General features: G+C 66.1%; 14 protein-coding genes. 7 read left to right on the top strand and 7 right to left on the bottom strand.

What is annotated here, in order from left to right; genetic code table 11:
- Positions 1-23: 23 nt before the first annotated feature.
- Positions 24-2,084, bottom strand: a complete 2,061-nt coding sequence (locus tag QMO14_RS04065) for a VIT domain-containing protein (protein WP_301504684.1) — start codon at positions 2,082-2,084, stop codon at positions 24-26.
- Between the two features lie 205 nt (positions 2,085-2,289).
- Between QMO14_RS04065 and creD the strand changes: the two genes are divergently transcribed.
- The 5 genes from creD (at position 2,290) to QMO14_RS04040 (ending at position 9,128) form a co-directional block, all read left to right on the top strand.
- Positions 2,290-3,780, top strand: a complete 1,491-nt coding sequence (gene creD / locus QMO14_RS04060) for a cell envelope integrity protein CreD (RefSeq protein ID WP_301504681.1) — start codon at positions 2,290-2,292, stop codon at positions 3,778-3,780.
- Positions 3,777-5,072, top strand: coding sequence for a glycoside hydrolase family 3 N-terminal domain-containing protein (locus tag QMO14_RS04055; RefSeq protein ID WP_301504679.1), 1,296 nt, complete (start codon positions 3,777-3,779; stop codon positions 5,070-5,072). The genes creD and QMO14_RS04055 overlap by 4 nt, the downstream gene beginning before the upstream one ends.
- Positions 5,073-5,089: 17 nt before the next feature.
- Positions 5,090-7,489 (top strand): penicillin-binding protein 1A, encoded by a 2,400-nt coding sequence (locus QMO14_RS04050; protein ID WP_301504678.1) that lies wholly within the window; start codon positions 5,090-5,092, stop codon positions 7,487-7,489.
- Between the two features lie 108 nt (positions 7,490-7,597).
- Positions 7,598-8,203 (top strand): hypothetical protein, encoded by a 606-nt coding sequence (locus QMO14_RS04045; protein ID WP_301504676.1) that lies wholly within the window; start codon positions 7,598-7,600, stop codon positions 8,201-8,203.
- 118 nt (positions 8,204-8,321) lie between these two features.
- Positions 8,322-9,128 (top strand): acyl-CoA desaturase, encoded by an 807-nt coding sequence (locus QMO14_RS04040; protein WP_301504674.1) that lies wholly within the window; start codon positions 8,322-8,324, stop codon positions 9,126-9,128.
- On the opposite strand, the gene creC is transcribed toward QMO14_RS04040, so the two are convergent.
- Complete coding sequence (gene creC / locus QMO14_RS04035) at positions 9,117-10,562, bottom strand: two-component system sensor histidine kinase CreC (RefSeq protein ID WP_301504672.1); 1,446 nt, start codon at positions 10,560-10,562, stop codon at positions 9,117-9,119. The genes QMO14_RS04040 and creC overlap by 12 nt on opposite strands.
- 124 nt (positions 10,563-10,686) lie before the next feature.
- Positions 10,687-11,478 (bottom strand): two-component system response regulator CreB, encoded by a 792-nt coding sequence (gene creB, locus QMO14_RS04030; protein WP_301504670.1) that lies wholly within the window; start codon positions 11,476-11,478, stop codon positions 10,687-10,689.
- 567 nt (positions 11,479-12,045) lie between these two features.
- On the opposite strand from creB, the gene QMO14_RS04025 reads away from it, so the two are divergent.
- On the top strand, positions 12,046-12,999 hold the full coding sequence (locus QMO14_RS04025; protein ID WP_301504669.1) for a YcjF family protein: 954 nt from the start codon (positions 12,046-12,048) through the stop codon (positions 12,997-12,999).
- A 109-nt stretch (positions 13,000-13,108) separates the two neighbouring features.
- Here the strand turns inward: QMO14_RS04025 and cueR are convergent, their stop codons facing one another.
- Together cueR and QMO14_RS04015 are read right to left on the bottom strand one after the other, a co-directional pair.
- Positions 13,109-13,510: a Cu(I)-responsive transcriptional regulator gene (gene cueR, locus QMO14_RS04020; protein WP_301504667.1), complete on the bottom strand. Its 402-nt coding sequence runs from the start codon at positions 13,508-13,510 to the stop codon at positions 13,109-13,111.
- Complete coding sequence (locus tag QMO14_RS04015) at positions 13,507-13,701, bottom strand: heavy-metal-associated domain-containing protein (protein WP_019653627.1); 195 nt, start codon at positions 13,699-13,701, stop codon at positions 13,507-13,509. The genes cueR and QMO14_RS04015 overlap by 4 nt, the downstream gene beginning before the upstream one ends.
- A 167-nt stretch (positions 13,702-13,868) precedes the next feature.
- Between QMO14_RS04015 and QMO14_RS04010 the strand changes: the two genes are divergently transcribed.
- Positions 13,869-16,112 carry a cation-translocating P-type ATPase gene (locus tag QMO14_RS04010; RefSeq protein WP_301504658.1) on the top strand — a complete coding sequence of 748 codons (2,244 nt, stop codon included), beginning with the start codon at positions 13,869-13,871 and terminating at the stop codon, positions 16,110-16,112.
- A gap of 15 nt (positions 16,113-16,127) precedes the next feature.
- Here the strand turns inward: QMO14_RS04010 and QMO14_RS04005 are convergent, their stop codons facing one another.
- Positions 16,128-16,610: a GNAT family N-acetyltransferase gene (locus tag QMO14_RS04005; protein ID WP_301504656.1), complete on the bottom strand. Its 483-nt coding sequence runs from the start codon at positions 16,608-16,610 to the stop codon at positions 16,128-16,130.
- A gap of 58 nt (positions 16,611-16,668) precedes the next feature.
- Complete coding sequence (locus QMO14_RS04000) at positions 16,669-17,799, bottom strand: sterol desaturase family protein (RefSeq protein ID WP_301504655.1); 1,131 nt, start codon at positions 17,797-17,799, stop codon at positions 16,669-16,671.
- Between the last annotated feature and the right edge of the window lie 12 nt (positions 17,800-17,811).

Raw genomic sequence — 17,811 nt, 5'->3', positions numbered from 1 at the left:
TTTTCTTTCTTTTTCCGGATGGATCAGGCGGTGAAGCGGCGTGCGTCGTTGCGGCGCGCGCGGCGGCGCAGCATGGCTAGCATCGACAGCACTACGGCGATGGCACCCAGCGATTCGGGCTCGGGCGTGCTCGGCACCTCGGCGCCGAGCGCCAGCTCGCTCACGCCTTGCGGCAGGGGCAGCGGCTGGTTCACGTCCACGCTGTTCTGCGGCGCGATGTTGCGCACCACCTTGTCGACGGCGATGAAGCTCGTGTACCGGGTGAGCAGGCTGTACTTCAAGCCGAGCTCGGTGATGCGGTCCTTCAGGGCCGTGCCGCCTTCCAGCGTTTCCTGGTCGCTCAGGCTCTGGATGCGGTGGCGGGCCCACAGCGTGCGCAGCGAGGCCGTGTCCTGGCGGGTGTTGCCGTCGATGCGCACTTCCTGGCGATAGGGGCCGCTGGCGCTCTGGCCTTCGATGATCACGCGGCCTTTTGCTTCACCGCGCCACTTGCCGAACACGATCACAGGGCGCTCGCCGAGCACGTCGGGCAGCGCCTGCGGCTCCACGTCGTACACGTCGAGACCGCCGAAGGTGGCCTTCACGTTCGTGAGCACCGGCGACTCGACCATGCGGCGAAAGCGCGCGGCCTGCTCGGGCGCCTGGATCGGGTCGGTGATGATGAAGGGCTCGCCCATGCCGGCACGCGCGATGCCTTCCATCAGGCTGCGGTTCACCGAGGAGCCGATGCCGAAGGCGAACACGTTGGCTTTCGACAGGTTGTTGCGCACCAGCTCGAAGGCCTCGCGCTCCACCGTCACGTAGCCGTCGGTCACCACCACCACGGTGCGCGATACGTTCTTTTCCTTGGGTTCGGCGTACACGCGCTTGAGCGCCGGAATGAGTTCGGTGCTGCCGCTGCCGCTGTAGTTCTTGATGGTGGACAGCGCCTGCTCGATGTTGGCGCGCGTGGCCGGCACCGACTTGGGCGAGAGCATCTTGTTGCTGCCCGAAAAGAGCAGCACGTTGAAGGTGTCGCTGGGGCGCAGGCCGCCGATCAGGCGTTCGAGCACCGTCTTCGCGGTGTCGAGCGGAAAGCCATGCATCGAGCCCGAAATGTCGACCACGAAGATGTAGTCGCGCGGCGAGATCGCGCTGGCGGCCACGGCCTTGGGCGGCTCGACCATGGCGAGGAAGAAGTTCTCGGCGTTGTTGCCCTGGCCCTTGTAGAGCATCAGGCCCGATTCGATCTTCTCGCCTGAGAGGCGGTAGTCGAGCACGAAGTCGCGGTTGTCGGCGGGACGGCCATCGGCGGCGAGCACGACGTCGGCGTGCTGGTCCTCGTCGCTCTTCTTCACGTCGATGGCGTGCGTGGCGGAGCGGATCTCCTTGATGCCCATCGGCGTGTCGATGGTGGCCTTGAGCCTGAAGCTGGTGCCGGCGGCAGTGCCCGCGGGCAGCGTGGGCTGCGCGACCCACTTGGCCTGTGCGTTCTCCGACTGCGGCGAGTTGTAGCGCGGCCCCACCACCGTCGGAAACACGAACTGGTAGTTGCCCGACTGCGGCACCAGCAGCTCGGTGTAGCGCAGCTCCACCTTCACGTCGTCGCCCGGCAGGATGTTGGCGACGTTCATCTGGAACACGTTGGGCAGGTGCTGCTCCAGCAGCGCGGCGGTCTTGCCTTCCTTCTTGGCGGTGTCGTACTCGATCTGCGCCTGCTGCTTCTCGCGGATCTGCGCGGTGATGAGCCGGTCGGCCAGCCGCACGTTGAGGCCGCTCACCGCGGCCTTGGCCGAGCCGGGGAACACGTACTTCGCCTCGATGGCGCGCTGTCCTTCATTGCGGTAGGTCTGCGTGACCGTCACGTCGGCGATCACGCCCGAGATCTTCACCGAGACCTCGGTGCCCTTCAGCGGCAGGCGGTCGACCGAGGGATCGTCGCTCTTCACGAAGAAATAGGGGCTCTCGGTCTTCTGGCGCGGGCCGGCTGGCGCTTCCTGCGCGTGCACCGGGCGCACGCCCATGGCGATGAAGCCCGCGGTCGCCAGGCTCACGGTGGCGAGCCAGAGCCAGCGGCCGGGACGTGGGGTGGTTTGGGCATCCATGGCGGGGGTCCTTGTCCGTGCGAACTTGCACGGCCGCAACTTTCTCCAGCGCGCGAGAAGCCAGTTGGAAGGCGTCTTGAAGTCGTCGACCGCCCGCATCCGCTGTGTGAAGTCTGTGTGAAGCGAGGCGGCCCGTGCCCTTCACACGGCCTTCGGCTCGCGCGGCGAGCATCGCGGCCATCGCTACAGACGAGGAGAGAAAAACATGCTTCAGCTGCTCAGGGCCGTGATGAGTTCCATGCTGGCCAAGGTCGCCGGCCTGCTTTTCCTGCTGCTGCTCCTTTGCATTCCGCTGGGGGAGATCGATTCGATCAACCGTGCCCGCGGCGAGAGCCAGCGCGAGGCTGCCGACGAACTCGCCTCCACCTACGCGGGCCGCCAGACCATGGTCGGCCCGCTGCTTCTGGTGCCTTACGTGGAACGCTGGATGGAGCCGCTGCGCAACGCGCAGGGCAAGGTGATCGGCCAGGAGCCGCGCAGCAAGGAAATGGCCCACGTGGTGTTCCCCGACAAGCTGCACATCGAGGGCACGATGGCGCCACAGGAACGCTATCGCGGCATCTTCAAGATTCCCTTCTACACGCTCGATGCGGTGCTCTCCGGCGGCTTCACCGCCTTCGACCCCAAGGCCGTGCCGCACAGCGAGACCGATTCGAAGATCGAGTTCAAGGCGCCGCTCATCGCCTTCAACGTGAGCGACCTGCGCGGCCTCGACGGCTCGCCCACCATGAGCATGGGCGGCGAAACCCTGCGCTTCAGGCAACGCGTGCCGGGCCTTGACGACGATGCCTGGTTCGCCAACGGCATCCATGCACCGGTCACCGGCGCCGCGCTCGCCGCCTGGCAGGCCGGCACACCGATTCCTTTCGAGATGAAGCTGGGGCTGGTTGGACAGGACACGCTCGCCATCACGCCCATCGCCGAAGAGACGACCGCACACCTGAGCTCGCCCTGGGCACACCCCAGCTTCGGCGGCCGCTTTCTCGCGGCCGAGCGCAGCGTGACGCCACAGGGCTTCGACGCGCACTGGCGCGTGTCCTCGCTCGTGACCTCGTCGCGCGAGCAGGTACGCGCAGGCCTCTCGGGCCGGGGCGGCGCAGTGGATGTGGCCAGCAGCGCCGATGTGGCAGCGACAGCTGCCGCCGTAGTTCCGGCGCGCCGGAACCTGGGCCCGCTGCAGACCTTCGACGTGTCGCTCGCTCAGCCCATCAACGTCTATTCGATGAGCACGCGCGCGGGCAAGTACGGCGTGCTCTTCATCGGCCTGGTGCTGATGGCCGCCTTCATGTTCGAGCTGTTCCGCAAGCTGCGCCTGCATCCGATCCAGTACGGGCTGGTGGGCCTGTCGATCGCGCTCTTCTTCCTGCTGCTGCTGGCGCTGTCCGAGAAGTTCGCCTTCTGGATGGCCTACGCGGGCGCCGCCTCGGCGAGCGTCGCGCTGCTGGCCGTGTACTTCAGCGCGGTGCTGGGCGGCTGGCGCCGCGGCATGTCGTTCGGCGCATTCGTCGCACTGCTGTACGGTGCGCTCTACGGCCTGCTGGCGTCGGAAAGCAATGCGCTGCTGCTGGGTGCGCTGCTGATCTTCGGCATGCTGGCCACATTGATGCTCGTGACGCGCAAGGTCGACTGGTACGCGCTCTCGCGCCGCAACGAAGCCGCGCCCGTAGCGGCACTTGAAGCGCCGACGGCCGCATGAAGCTGCTGCGGGTCATCGCCGGTACATCGGGCTGGCTGGCGCTGGCCGTGCTGTGGTTCTGGGCCTGGCACCTGAAGGACCCGCACCTGCGCTTCATGCGTGCGTGGGAACTGCCGCTGCTGCTGGCCTTGCTTCTTGCGAGCATCGCGATCGCTTGGCGCTTTGCACAAGGCAGGCTGCGGCCCGTGGCGCTGGGACTGGCAATCGCGGCCGTGCTCACGGCGCTGTGCAACGAAGCGATGTCGCGCCAGCACCGCGCCGAAGTGAATGCGATGGAAGGCCCGCTCGCGCAGGCGGTGGGCGCACATTTCATCGTCGGCTATGACGACGCGAAGGAGCTGCGCGAACTGGCACGCAAGGGGCTGATCGGCGGCATCTTCGTCACCGGCCGCAATGTCAGGGGTCGCACGGCGGAAGAGCTGCGCGACGAGATCTCAGGGCTGCAGGCGCTGCGCCGTTCGGCCGGCCTGCCGCCGCTGATCGTCGCGACCGACCAGGAAGGCGGCGCTGTCTCCCGCCTGTCCCCATTGGTCGAACGCCAGCCCGTGCTCGCCTCGCTTCTCGACGATGCCGACCTGCCCGACGACGAACTCACCCAGCGCGCCCATGCCTACGGCGCGCAGCAGGGCAGGGCGCTCGCCGCACTCGGCATCACGCTCAACTTCAGCCCGGTGGTCGACCTGCGCACCGGGCGCGCGCCGGATCGCTGGGACTTCCACACCCGCATCGACGAACGCGCCATATCGGCCGACCCGGCGGTCACCGCGCAGGTGGCGCTCGCTTACGAGCTGGGCCTCGAATCCGCTGGCGTACGAGGCACGCTCAAGCACTTTCCCGGCCTGGCCGGCGTGACCGGGGACACCCACCATTTCGCCGCCGAACTGCACACACCCGTCGCCCGGCTCGCGGAGCACGACTGGAAGCCGTTTCAAGACGTATCGAAACATTCGGATGCGGCGATCATGCTGGGCCATGTCATCCTTGCGGAACTTGACGCCGCTTATCCGGTCTCTTTCTCGCGCAAAATCGTGCAGCGGGTGATTCGAGGCGAATGGGGCTACCAGGGCCTGCTCGTCACCGACGATCTCACGATGGGCGCGGCCTACAACCGCGGTCTCTGCGACGCCACCGTCCGTGCGCTCGACGCCGGAGTGGATCTTCTGCTTATCGCCTTCGACCACGACAAGTACTTCGACGCGATGCATTGCGCGCAGCGCGCTGCGCTGCAAGGCACGCTCGAACTCCGGACGCCGGAACGCGGCAGCGCGCGGCGGCTCCAATCCTTTCGCTAGCCAAACAGGCATTTCCCATGTTCAAACGCTCAAACTCCAAGGCCCCCGGCGACGACGGCGCGGCGCCACCACGCTTCAACTGGAAGCGCGTCGCCGGCTGGGGCGCCATCGGTGTCGGCTCCGGCGCGCTGGTTGTGCTGGTCGCCGCCATCGTCGCGGTCGTGACCATCTATCCGAAGCTGCCCGATGTCTCGGAGCTTTCCGACTACCGCCCCAAGCTGCCGCTTCGCGTGTATTCGACCGAAGGCCAGCTGATCGGCGAATTCGGTGAAGAGCGCCGCAACCTCACGCCCTTCGCCAACATCCCGAAGGTGATGAAGGATGCGGTGCTGGCCGTGGAGGACGCGCGCTTCTACGACCACGGCGGCGTCGACTACAAGGGCTTCGTGCGCGCAGCCGTCGCCAGCCTGAAGGGCGGTCGCCAGCAGGGCGCGTCGACCATCACGATGCAGGTGGCGCGCAACGTGTACCTGAGCTCAGAGCGGACGCTGAGCCGCAAGACCTACGAGATCCTGCTGGCGATGCGGCTGGAGCAGCAGCTCACGAAAGACCAGATCCTCGAGATCTACCTGAACCAGATCTACCTCGGAAACCGCGCCTACGGTTTCGCCGCCGCGGCCGAAACCTATTTCGGCAAGCCGCTGCAGAACATCACCATCGCCGAGGCCGCGATGCTGGCGGGCCTGCCGAAGGCCCCTGGTGCAAACAACCCGGTGGCCAACCCGCGCCGCGCACGCGCACGCCAGCTCTATGTGATCGACCGCATGCAGGAAACCGGCTTCATCACCGCTGAGCAGGCGGCCGCCGCGAAGAAGGAAGAGCTGCACCTGCGTGACGCCGCCGATCCGAACCGTCTGCACGCGGAGTACGTGGCCGAGACGGTGCGCCAGATGATGTACGCGCAATACGGCGACAGCATCTACACCAGCGGCATGAAGGTCTACACCTCCATCGTGGCGGCCGACCAAGCGGCTGCCTACAGATCGCTGCGCAAGGGCATCATGGACTACGAGCGCCGCCAGCCCTACCGCGGTCCCGAGAAGGTCATCGACCTGCCGGCCGAGCAGAAGGAGATCGACGAAGCGGTGGACGACGCGCTGGCCGAACATCCCGACAACGGCGACGTGATCGCCGCCGTGGTGCTCGACGCGAGCGCGAAGGAAATCAGCGCGGTGCGCGCGAACGGCGAGACCATCCAGATCACCGGCGAGGGCCTGAAGCCCGCGCAGTCGGGCCTTGCCGCGAAGGCGCCACCCAACATCAAGATCCGCCGCGGCGCCGTCATCCGCGTGGCGAAGACGCCGAAGAACACCTGGGAGATCACGCAGCTGCCCGAGGTCGAAGGCGCCTTCATCGGCATGGATCCGCGCAGCGGCGCCATCAAGGCGCTGGTGGGCGGCTTCGACTACGGCAAGAACAAGTTCAACCACGTCACGCAGGCCTGGCGCCAGCCGGGTTCGAGCTTCAAGCCCTTCATCTATTCGGCCGCGCTTGAAAAAGGCTTCACGCCCGCCACCGTGGTGAACGACGCACCGCTTTACTTCGACGCCAGCGCCAATGGCGGCCAGCCTTGGGAGCCGAAGAACTTCGAAGGAACCTATGAGGGCCCGATGCCGCTGCGCACCGCGCTGATGAAGTCGAAGAACCTGGTAACGCTGCGCGTTCTGCAGTCGATCGGCGCTCCCTACGCGCAGGACTGGGTCACGAAGTTCGGCTTCGACAAGGACAAGCAGCCCGCGAACCTGCCGATGGGCCTGGGCGCCGGCTCGGTCACGCCGATGCAGATGGCGGTGGGTTATTCGGTATTCGCCAACGGCGGCTACCGCGTCAATCCCTACCTGGTCACCCGCGTCACCGACCTGCGCGACAAGGTCATCATGGAAACCGAGCCGCCCGTGCTCGACGAAACGCGCCGCGCCATTCCGCAGCGCAACGCCTTCATCATGGATTCGCTGCTGCAGAGCGTGGTGCGAAACGGCACCGGCTTCAAGGCCTACCAGGCACTCAAGCGCGACGACCTCTACGGCAAGACCGGCACCACCAACGATTCCTTCGACACATGGTTCGCCGGCTTCCAGCCGACCATGGTGGGCATCGCATGGGTCGGCTACGACACGCCGCGCCAGCTCGGCGTACGCGGCGAGACCGGCGGCAGCCTGAGCCTGCCGATCTGGACCGGCTACATGCAGACCGCGCTGCAGGGCGTGCCGGTGACGCATCCGGCCCAGCCCGAGGGCGTGGTGAGCATCGACGGCGAGTGGTACTTCGACGACTTCACGCCGGGCCACAACGTGGCGAGCCTGGGCCTGGAGAACAGCGACACGCCGCCTCCGCCGGTCGAGCAACTCACCGGCGCGCCCGTGGGTGCGCCGCCCCCGCCGGAGGAGCGCAACCGGATCCTCGATTTCTTCCGGTAGCCGGACGCTTTTCGACGCTCTTCACGGAGCTGAAAAGAGAAGGCGGGTCGCGGTGCCTACACTTGGCGCTGCTCCCCGCCTTCTCTTTTTCTCCTTCTTCCCGCATCCATGGAAATCCTCACCCTGGTAGCACTCGTCGCCGCCGGCTTCTACATTCTCAAGTCCAGAGAACAGCGCCTGCGCATAGCGCTGCTGGCCAGCCACCTCGGCCGCTACCAGATCGAGAAGCTGATGGAAAGCCTCACCTCCGGCTACATGCGCTGCCTTGGCGAAGACGACGCCGAGCGCCGCCGCCAGATCTGGCAACTGCTGGACACCACCGAGGAAAAACTATCCGCCCAGGTCGACGGCTTCGCAGCCGAGTTCTCGCGCATGCCCGAGCCCGTCACCCGCGTGAGCAAGCTGCCGGTGGCCATTCCGCTATTCACCCAGTTCTTTCCGTCGGCGACCTTCGACATGCGCCAGGCACTGCTCATCCACGCACGCGGCATCGCCGGCGTGATGCGCAACGAAGCGGGCCGCACGCCCAAGTCCAAGGCCTACATGATGTCGGCCGAGCTGTTCCTGCTGCAGCACACCTGCCACTGGTATTGCCGCTCGAAGACGGTGGCCTCGGCCCGCATGATCGGGCAGCACCAGACTCAGTACCTGCAGGCACTGCGTGCGGTGAGCCCGCAGACGCGCGAAGCCTATTGCGCGCTGATCGGGCGCTGAGCTTCCTGCAATGCAGTCCACCGGTCTCGATCACCATCGGGTTCACGCGGGGCAAGCCGATTTCGTCTGCGAAGGCGAAGTTCTGTATTCACCAGTCAAGTCGTTCTGGTTCTCTGGCATGGCCGCCGCCGCGCTGGTCGGCGGCCTTTTCTTTTTCCGGTGGGATGCACTCGCGCTCTTCGTCGCGAGCACCGCGTTCGTGCTCTTGTTCGGCCACTCGCTGGGCAGCCATCGCCAGCTGATTCATCACAGCTTCCAATACCCCCGATGGCTGCGCTGCACCTTGATCTATTGCGGCGTGCTCGTCGGCCTGGCCGGTCCGCTGGGCATTCTTCGCCAGCATGAGTTGCGCGACTATGCACAACGCCTGCCGGTCTGCCACGACTACCTGCGGCACGGCCGCGGTTTCTGGACCGATGCCTGGTGGCAGCTTCACTGCGAACTCCATCTTGCGAATCCACCCGGCATCCGGATCGAACCTCTTGTCACGAACGATCGCTTCCTGCATTGGCTCGAAAGAACCTGGATGCTCCAGCAATTGCCCATCGCCTTGCTCTTCCATCTCTGGGGTGGATGGGCATTCGTTTTCTGGGGCGTGTGCGCACGCGTCACCGCCGGCGTTCTGGGCCATTGGCTGATCGGCTGGTTCGCGCACAACCAGGGCAAGATGAACTACGAAGTGCGCGGTGCCGCCGTGCAGGGACGCAATATTCCGTGGACTTCGCTGCTGACCATGGGCGAGAGCTGGCACAACAACCACCATGCCTATCCGGGCTCGGCCCGGCTGGGACTCGCGCCTGGCGAATGGGACCCGGGCTGGTGGATGCTCAGGCTGTTCGAGCGCTGCGGCCTGGCCTGGGATCTGCGTCTGCCGGAATCGCTGCCGCCACGTCCCGAGCTTGTCGAAATCCGTTCAGTGATGTGAAGAAGACAGCAGCGGCAACGTGAGCGTCGCCACCGCCCCGCCACGCGACGCGTTACCCAGGTCGATGCGGCCGTGGTGCAGGGCCGCGATCTCCTTCACGAAGGCCAGCCCCAGGCCGGTGCTCTTCTTCTGGCTGTGCGGCCTGGCGAGTGAATAGAACTTTTCAAAAACTTTTTCCTGCGCGTACTCCGGAATGCCGGGGCCGTGGTCGCGCACGCTCACGCGGGCCAGCTTCGAGGTCGTTTCCAGCGTGAGCAGAACTTCGCTGTCACGCGGCGAAAAATCGATGGCGTTGTCGAGCAGGTTGCTGATCGCGCGGCGCAGCAGGAAAGGGTCGCCTTCGGTGCGTGCTTCGTTGCGAATGTTCACCAGCAGCCTGATGTTGCGCTTGGCTGCCGCTGTCTGTGCGCTGGTGGCGATGTCGTCGATCAGCGCGGCCAATGCCACCGGTTCGGTGCGATCGAGCGCGCGCCGCGTTTCGAGCGCGGTGAGCTCCATCATGCGGTCGACGATTTCCTGGATGCGCTGGGTCTCGCGCTCGATGTTCTTCAGGAAGCGTTCGCGCTCGGGATGCGGCATCGACGGTTCCTGCAGCAGCTCGGCCGCGCCGCGGATGGCGGAGAGCGGGCTTTTCACTTCATGCGTGAAGGTCTGGACGTAGTCGGCCACGTAGTTGCGCCCGGTGAGCGCGTCGCGCATTTCGCTGAAGCCGGTGCGCACGCCGTCGACCGCGCGCCTTGCCATGCGTGAAAGGCTCAGGCTGCGCTGGGCGCGCACCCAGGTCCAGTAGTCGCGGATCAGGCCGAAGGGCCGTACCAGCCAGACCGAGACGATCAAGGTGAGCAGCAGCAGCGCCAGCGCCGAGCCCACGCCGACCCAGATGGTTCGCCCACGCGCGTCCTCCACGAACTGCCCGAAGCTCTGCACAGGCTTGCCGACACTGACCATGCCGACGATCTCGTTGTTCCAGCGGATCGGGGCGCCCACGTACATGACCGAAGTGCGCGGATCGCCGTCGACGTCGCGCGAGGTGCGCGCGCCGTACAGGCCGGCAAGCGTGCGGCTCACGTCGCTCCACTTCGAATAGTCGGCGCCGAGGTGCCTGCCGAGCGAATCGAACATCACGCGGCCGTTGCGGTCGGTGACGTACACGCGCAGCTCGACGCGGCTCTTGTGCAGGTTGTATATCTGCGCCGAGAACTCGCGCGCGTAGACCGTGCGGAACAGCGGCTCGAGCCGCGCGGTGTTGATGGCGCCGGCGATCACGTCCTGCTCGACCAGGCTGGCCACGAGCTGCGAGGTCTCGACCAGCGATTCCTCGGCGGATTCGCGGTAGCGCGGATCGATGTCGGAGACGACGCGGTAGAGCAGGAAGGCGATGCCCGCCGTGTAGATCAGCAGGATGCCGATGAAGATCCGGGTGCGCCTCGTCAAAGCCTGGCTCTCCCGCAGGCCTGCCCACTTCGTGTGGCCGCCAACCCCCTCGCCGGGGGCAGTACCAGCGGCCCGGCAAAGCCGGTTCCGCGGTATTCCGCGAAAAGACAGGCCAAGGCCGGTGTCATGCCTTTGATGGCAGTTCTTCGTTCAGTGCGTAGCCGGTGCCGCGCAGCGTGCGGATCGGCTCCACGTCCGGCGCGATCGCCTTGAGCTTGGCGCGCAAGGTCTTGATGTGCGCGTCGACGGTGCGGTCGAAGCTGTCGCTGGAGTCGTCCCAGACGTGTTCGAGCAGTTCGTCGCGTGTGAAGACACGGCCGGGGCGCTGCACCAGCAATCTCAGCAAGCCGTATTCGTAGCGCGATAGCTCGAGCAGCCGTCCGTAGTAACGGATCTGCATGCGCTCGGTGTCCAGCGCGAAGGGCGATGCGGGGGGCTGATAGCCCGCAGGAGCGCCGTTCGCGGATATTTGATGCCCCCCCACGTGATTCGCGCCAGCGGCCGCTGGCTGGGCTCCTGAGCCGTTTCTGGCGCTGCGCCGCAGGATCGTTCGTACCCGGGCGACGAGCTCTCGTGGAGAAAAGGGCTTGGCAATGTAGTCGTCGGCGCCCAGTTCGAGGCCCACCACGCGGTCTATTTCGTCGCTGCGGGCCGTCAGGAACACCATGGGCACCTCCGGGCCGCCCATGGACTGATTGAGCGCCTGCAGGCGTTTGAAGAGCTCGAAACCGTTGAGATCGGGCAGCCCGATGTCCAGGATGGCCAGCGCCGGCGGCTCCTGCGCGAACTGGGCGATGGCTTCCTCGGCCGTTGCGCACCAGACGGGGATGAATCCGTCGCTTTTCAGGACGTATTGCAGCGTGTCGGCGATGCCCGACTCGTCTTCGGCGATCAGGATCCGGGGTTTGAAGCTCATCCGCGAATGTTAGCGAGGGGGAGGAAGGCTGGGAGGACCGGTTTCGTCCGAGGCATCCGGGACCGGCGCGGCCGTTCGCGGCCTTTTTTTTCGGGCGCAGCTTTTCCTGTTCCCTATCTCTTGTTTTTATTATTCAAATTAGTAGTAGTAGATAAGGGTCGCATCCCTCTGTGGACATGACGTTTTTTTCGTTATGCGACAAGCACTTGTCATGCCGCCGTCACTGTGTGCAGCCGTGCTTCCGGTTTGTACCCGCGACATGGACAACATTGGGTAACCCTTCGGGCCTGTGGATAAACCATGGTTTGTTCAAAAAATGTCCCCAGACTTGTCCTTTGACGGCTCTTCAGAAATCTGCGAAGGCGGTTTTTGCCGGTAGAAATTCATTGCTGAAATTTTGGGCAATCCATGGATTTCATTTGTAAATCAACAACTTGCAGAACCCCTACATGGAAGTGCCAACGTTATCCACAGAGTTGCCCAAGGTTTGTGGGGAGAACGCCTGACGGAATCTCCGGACCGCGGCTGCGACTCCGCCAACTCATTGAAATTGCGGAAATATCGAACATGACACCTTCTGAAACAAAGTCGATCGTTACCCTGAGCCTGCTGGCCGCCTTCGTCGATGGCGAGAAGCACGAGCGCGAGCGCGCCGAGATCAAGCGCATCGCGGAGGGCCTGTGGCAGGCCGACGGGCTGAACCTGCCGACGCTCTACCAGGACGTGCTGATGAAGCGGGTTTCGCTGGCCTCGGTGGCGGGCGAGCTCAAGAGCATGGAATCGAGGCAGCTCGCCTATGAGATGGCTGTGTGCGTCTGCGATGCCGACGGCGCGCAGTCGGAGGCGGAGCGGATGTTCCTGGCGGACGTGCGCACCTCGCTGGGCCTGGACGCTTCGGCGGCCGCTTTCTCGCGGAAGGCGGAAGAGATCGCCGCGGTGCCGGTGGCTGCCACTGTGGCAGCGTCGTCGGTGCCGGCATCCATGCCCGCAGCGCCGAAGAGCCCCGACACGACGGAGCTGGACAAGTCGATCCTCAACGCCTCCATCCTGAACGGCGCGCTCGAGCTGCTGCCCGAGACGCTCTCGACCATGGCGATCATTCCGCTGCAGATGAAGCTGGTCTACCGCATCGGCCAGGCCTATGGCTACCAGCTCGACAGCGGCCACATCAAGGATTTCCTGGCGACCGTCGGCGTGGGCCTGACCTCGCAGTACCTGGAGCAGGCAGGACGCAAGCTGCTCGGTGGCTTGCTCGGCAAAGTCGGCGGCGGGCTGCTGCGCGGCCTGGGCAACCAGGCGGTGAGTTCGGGGATGAGTTTCGCGTCGACCTACGCGCTGGGCCACGTCGCCAAACGCTACTACGCGGGTGGGCGCACGCTCTCGACGCAGATGCTGAAGGACGCGTTCTCGGGCGTGGTGAAGGAAGGGCAGAGTCTGCAGACGCAGTATCTGCCCGCCATCCAGGAAAAGGCCCGCGCGCTGGATGCGGGCAAGGTCTTGTCCTTGGTGCGCGGCGCTTGAAGGACTTATTCCGGGAACACCGTGGAACCGGCTTCGCCGGGCCACAGGTATTGGCCCCGGCGAAGGGGTTGGCGCAGCGACACGAAGTGCGCGAAGCCTGGGGGAGTACCTATTTCGCGAGGTCGTCGAGGATCGGGCACTCGGGGCGCGCGTCGCCGTGGCAGCAATGCACCAGGTGCGCCAGCGTGCTGCGCATGGACTGCATGTCGGCGATGCGCTGTTCCAGTTCACCGAGATGCTTCTCGGCGATGCGCTTCACGCTCGAGCTGGCGCGGCGCCGGTTGTTCCATAGCCCGACCAGTTCGGCGATCTCTTCCATCGAGAAGCCGAGGTCGCGTGAGCGCTTGATGAAGCGCAGCGTGTGGATGTCGGCTTCGCCGTACTGGCGGTAGCCGCTCTCGGTGCGCGCCACCGCGGGCAACAGGCCCAGGCCCTCGTAGTGGCGGACCATGCGGGCCGACACGCCCGATCTTTGCGCCGCCTCGCCGATGCTGACCGGGCCCGTCGTCATTGAACCGCGTACCCCGCGTTCTCGATGGCGGCCACGATGTCCTTGCGCGGCTGTTCGCTCAGCACGTCGACATGGCCCGTTTCCAGGTCGACCGTGACCTGCGCTTCGGGATCCACCGTTTGCACCGCGTTCTGTACTGCGTTCACGCAATGGCCGCAGCTCATGCCCGTGACCTGGAATTTCTGGCTCATCGTGATACTCCTTGAAAGTAGATAAATGATGGGTGGGAAAGGGAAGTGGTCGGCCAACCGACCCGGGAAACCGCAGTTTGAACCCTCTCACGATGTCAACGTCCAGCACAGGGGTTCTGGATTGTTCCGCTTGACCTTGACATGGTGTGAGGCTTTAGCCTTGGTGCATGGAAAAACCTCAGCTCCGGCAAATACCCGCCACCGCCACGCTCGATCTGTCCATCGGCGGCATGACTTGCGCCTCCTGCGTCATGCGTGTGGAGCGTGCCCTGAAGAACGTGCCTGGCGTGCAGGACGTGAGCGTGAATCTCGCGACCGAATCGGCCCGCGTGGTTGCCTCTGGCGAGGATGACATCGATGTCCGCCTGCGCCGCGCCGTGCGCGCCGCCGGCTATGAACCTCGTGCCGCCAGCAGCGCGGCAGACGAAGCCAGGCTCTCGCCATGGGCCGGCTTCGCCCCGGTCGCGATCGGGCTTGCGCTGTCGATCCCGCTGATGGCGCCGATGCTGGGCGGCTTCTTCGGGCTCGACTGGATGCTGCCGCCATGGGCGCAGCTGCTGCTCGCGACGCCGGTGCAGTTCTGGCTGGGCGCGCGTTTCTATCGCGCGGGCTGGCATGCGGTGAAGGCGCGCACCGGCAACATGGACCTGCTGGTGGCGCTCGGCACCAGCGCGGCTTTCGGGCTTTCGCTCTGGCTCTGGTGGCGCGCCGCCACCGGCGAGCATGCGGGCCATGGCATGGTGCCGCACCTGTACTTCGAGGCCTCGGCGGTGGTGATCACGCTGGTGCTGCTCGGCAAATGGCTGGAGGCACGCGCCAAGCGGCAGGCCACCTCGGCGATCCGCGCGCTGCAGCAGCTGCGGCCCGAAGTGGCGCACGTGCTCGACGCACGCGGAAAGGAAAGCGACGTGCCGCTCGCCGAGGTGATGGTTGGCGACCGTCTCGCGGTGCGGCCCGGCGAGCGCGTGCCGGCCGATGCGAAGGTGCTGGAAGGGCATTCCGAAGTCGACGAATCCATGCTCACCGGCGAACCGCTGCCGGTGACCAAGGGACCGGGTGATGCGCTGACCGGCGGCGCGGTGAACGGCGACGGCCGCATGGTCGTCGAGGTGAGCGCTGTCGGCGCCGAGAGTGTGCTGGCGCGCATCATCCGCCTGGTCGAGGACGCGCAGGCCGCCAAGGCGCCGATCCAGCGTCTGGTGGACAAGGTCGCCGCCGTGTTCGTGCCGGTGGTGCTGCTGATCGCGCTGGTCACCTTCGCGGGATGGATGGTGGCGGGTGCCGGCATCGAGACCGCGCTGATCCATGCGGTGGCGGTGCTCGTCATCGCCTGTCCGTGTGCACTCGGCCTTGCGACGCCCGTGGCGGTGATGGCTGGTACTGGCGTGGCGGCGCGGCATGGCGTGCTCATCAAGGACGCCCGGGCACTGGAAATAGCGCACCGGGTCGACACAGCCGCGTTCGACAAGACTGGCACGCTGACCGTCGGCCGCCCCGTGCTCACCGCGCTGGTGCCCGTGGCCGGCGCTTCGGTCTCCCAGGACCAGCTGCTCGCCACCGCCGCCAGCCTGCAAGGCGGCAGCGAGCATCCGCTGGCCAAGGCGGTGACGTCGGCCGCCGCGCAGCGCAATCTGCATGTACCCGTGCTGGGTGCGATGCAGGCCTCGCCGGGCCGTGGCGTTCGCGGGGAAGTAGAGGGCGGTCAGTGGGCCATCGCCAGCCTGCGCTGGTGCCGCGAACTCGACGCGGTACCCGACGCGGAGGAAGTGGAGCATCTTCAATCGCAGGGCGCGACGGTCTCCGCGCTGCTGCGCTTCGACGAAGCCGGCGCCGCGCATGTGCAGGCCCTGCTCGCCTTCGCCGACGAGCCCAAGCCGCAGGCCGCCGAAGCCATCCGCACGCTGCGTGCACGTGGACTGCGCGTTGTGATGATCTCGGGCGACAACCTGCGCGCGGCGCAGGCCATGGCAGCACGGCTGGGCATCGCGGCCGAGGATGTGCGCGCCGATGTGCTGCCTGCCGACAAGGCTGCGCAGGTCGCGGCGCTGCGAAGCGACGGGCATGTCGTCGCGATGATCGGTGACGGTGCCAACGATGCACCCGCGCTGGCTGCGGCCGACGTCGGCATTGCAATGGCGCCTTCGGGCGGCGGCACCGACGTGGCGATGGAAGCCGCCGGCATCACGCTGATGCGTGGCGACCTTGCGCTGGTCGCGCAGGCCTTGGAGCTTTCGGGCCGCACGGTGGCGAAGATCCGGCAGAACCTGTTCTGGGCCTTCGCCTACAACGTGGCCGGCATTCCGCTCGCGGCCTTCGGCCTGCTGAGCCCGGTGGTGGCCGGCGCGGCGATGGCGCTGTCGAGCGTGAGCGTGATGGCCAATGCGCTGCTGCTGCGGCGGTGGAAGCCCTGAGGCTCCTTCGCAAGTTCAGTCGAACAGCAGCGCCATGATGTGGTCGTCGATGGCCTGCTTGTCGGAGGCGCGCTTGTAGAACCTGCGCAGCGTGCCTTCCCTTTCGAAGCCGAGCTTCTCGTAGAAGCGCAGCGCTGGTGCGTTGTCGCTTTCCACGATGAGCTCGATGCGCTTGACGCCGTCCGCCTTCAGCCGTTCGATCGCATCCGCGACCATCGCCAGCGCGATGCCTTGGCCATGCAGCGTAGGGTCGACGGCCAGCGTGCCCAGGCCGGCCACATGCCGCACGCGGCCCGGGTAGCGCGAGGCTCGGTAGAAGCCGGCGATGCGGCCGTCGCGTTCGTAGACGAAGAAGTCGCGGCCATCCAGCAGCTGCCGGTAGATCTGCTTGAAGTCTTCCAGCGGCATCGGGTCGTAGCCCAGGTAGGGCACGACCTTCTCGTGCATGTAGAGGGCGAAGACGGTGTCGATGTCTTCGGGAGTGGCCAGCCTGCGCATGATGGGTGCCCTGCAACGGTGAAGGCGCCGAGCATAGCGGGCGGCGGATGCCCGGCGTTCAGCCGAAGAGCAGTACCGCCGAGATGGCGAGAAGTGCCGCTTGTGCGCACCACGCCCATCGCAGACGCAGGCGCGAATCGAGTACCGCGCCTGTCGACCAGAATCCGCCGACCGAGAGTGCGAGAAGCGACAGCCCTGTGCGGAAAGCGAGATCGTCCGCGCGCCAGAGAAAGGCCAGCGTCACGCCGACCCAGCATGCGAAGTGAAGGGTGGCCGAGGCGACCTGCGCTCGCGTGAGCACGGGGGCGTGGATGCGCATGGCTTCTTCCAGCGAGAACGCGGGTTCCGGAAAGCGCGCCGCCACGTCGGCCGGCCGCCAGCCCGGCGGCTTGAGCCACACGGCGATCTTGTCCTGCCAGCGCTTCGTGTGCCAGGCGTCGCGCAGCAGCGGCATGTAGGGGCCGAGGATCGCGCGCATCGGGTCGAAGCTGGCGAGCGCCTTGCGCGTGCCGTAGACGCAGCGTTCGGTTTCCTCGGCGAAGGTGCCGAACATGCGGTCCCACACCACGAGCATGCCGCCGTAGTTGCGGTCGATGTACCGGTCGTTCACCGCGTGATGCACGCGGTGGTTCGAAGGCGAGGAGAACACGCGGTCGAACCAGCCCAGCTTGCCGATGTGCTCGGTGTGGATCCAGAACTGGTAGACCAGCACGATCAGCCCCGCGAGCCCGAACTGCTCCGGCGGCACTCCGATCACCGCCATCGGCAGGTAGAAGGCCCAGCCGAGAAATGCCACCGTGCTTTCCTGCCGCAGTGCGGTGGAGAAGTTGAAGTGCTGGCTCTGGTGGTGTACCGAGTGGGCGGCCCAGAACACGGCCGACTCGTGCCCGGCGCGATGCAGCCAGTAGTCGAAGAAGTCGAACAGCAGCACCGCGGCGATCCAGCCCATGGCGCTGTCCCAGAAGGCGGGCCGCGTCCAGATCGCGACCAGCGGATAGACCAGTGCGTACAGGCCGATCTGGAAGAGCTGCGTGCACACCGAGAGCGCCTGGCTCAGTAGCCCCTGGCTGAGGCTGCCGATGGTGTCGCTGAAGCGGTAGGTGTTGCGCCGCTTGAGCCAGCCCCAGGCGAACTCGCACGCCATGAGCAGCGCGAACACCGGCACCACGAAAACAACCAGCCGATGCACCGCGCGATTTTT

This window comes from Variovorax sp. CAN15 (genome assembly GCF_030462475.1).
In the GTDB taxonomy this organism is placed as follows: Bacteria; Pseudomonadota; Gammaproteobacteria; order Burkholderiales; family Burkholderiaceae_C; genus Variovorax.
Note: the sequence above shows the minus strand (reverse complement) of the source record. Positions and strands in the feature narration are given on the sequence as shown.

Excerpts from the sequence above, each read along its gene's own strand:
- creB (WP_301504670.1), bottom strand. The coding sequence starts at position 11,478 with ATGAGCTTCAAACCCCGGATCCTGATCGCCGAAGACGAGTCGGGCATC.
- QMO14_RS04065 (WP_301504684.1), bottom strand. The coding sequence starts at position 2,084 with ATGGATGCCCAAACCACCCCACGTCCCGGCCGCTGGCTCTGGCTCGCC.
- creD (WP_301504681.1), top strand. The coding sequence starts at position 2,290 with ATGCTTCAGCTGCTCAGGGCCGTGATGAGTTCCATGCTGGCCAAGGTC.
- QMO14_RS04005 (WP_301504656.1), bottom strand. The coding sequence starts at position 16,610 with ATGCGCAGGCTGGCCACTCCCGAAGACATCGACACCGTCTTCGCCCTC.
- QMO14_RS04025 (WP_301504669.1), top strand. The coding sequence starts at position 12,046 with ATGACACCTTCTGAAACAAAGTCGATCGTTACCCTGAGCCTGCTGGCC.
- QMO14_RS04045 (WP_301504676.1), top strand. The coding sequence starts at position 7,598 with ATGGAAATCCTCACCCTGGTAGCACTCGTCGCCGCCGGCTTCTACATT.
- cueR (WP_301504667.1), bottom strand. The coding sequence starts at position 13,510 with ATGACGACGGGCCCGGTCAGCATCGGCGAGGCGGCGCAAAGATCGGGC.
- QMO14_RS04055 (WP_301504679.1), top strand. The coding sequence starts at position 3,777 with ATGAAGCTGCTGCGGGTCATCGCCGGTACATCGGGCTGGCTGGCGCTG.
- QMO14_RS04040 (WP_301504674.1), top strand. The coding sequence starts at position 8,322 with ATGGCCGCCGCCGCGCTGGTCGGCGGCCTTTTCTTTTTCCGGTGGGAT.
- QMO14_RS04010 (WP_301504658.1), top strand. The coding sequence starts at position 13,869 with ATGGAAAAACCTCAGCTCCGGCAAATACCCGCCACCGCCACGCTCGAT.
- QMO14_RS04015 (WP_019653627.1), bottom strand. The coding sequence starts at position 13,701 with ATGAGCCAGAAATTCCAGGTCACGGGCATGAGCTGCGGCCATTGCGTG.
- QMO14_RS04050 (WP_301504678.1), top strand. The coding sequence starts at position 5,090 with ATGTTCAAACGCTCAAACTCCAAGGCCCCCGGCGACGACGGCGCGGCG.